Annotated in this window: 1 pseudogene; it reads right to left on the bottom strand. The window is 43.0% G+C overall.

From position 1 onward, the window contains the following. Positions 1-307 (bottom strand): annotated as a pseudogene (locus AACL61_RS09190) (IS5/IS1182 family transposase); the annotation flags it as partial.

Consider the following 307-nt stretch of genomic DNA (forward strand, 5'->3'; position numbering starts at 1 on the left):
CTAAAGCATGAAACTGGGTAAGGAATGGCACTAAGGTCCTGGTGTCAGTTGGATTTGAAAAGAGCCCGTAATCAAGGACAAATTGCTTATGTGTAGCGATTTGCAGGTTATAGCCGGGCTTTAACTCCCGATTCATCATCGGATCTTCCTTCATACACATAAAAGTCGCATCATGATCAGTCTTGGAATAGCTATTACGACCTTGGAAGATATCTTCGGCACGTTCATACTTTTTGGCACGCGGAATTAGGTCGTTGCTTAATTGATGGCGAAGTTTTTTTAGAAAACGACGGCGCCGTTTTCTAAC

Origin of the sequence: Limosilactobacillus reuteri subsp. porcinus, assembly GCF_036621895.1 — a bacterium.
Classification (GTDB): Bacteria; Bacillota; Bacilli; order Lactobacillales; family Lactobacillaceae; genus Limosilactobacillus; species Limosilactobacillus reuteri_J.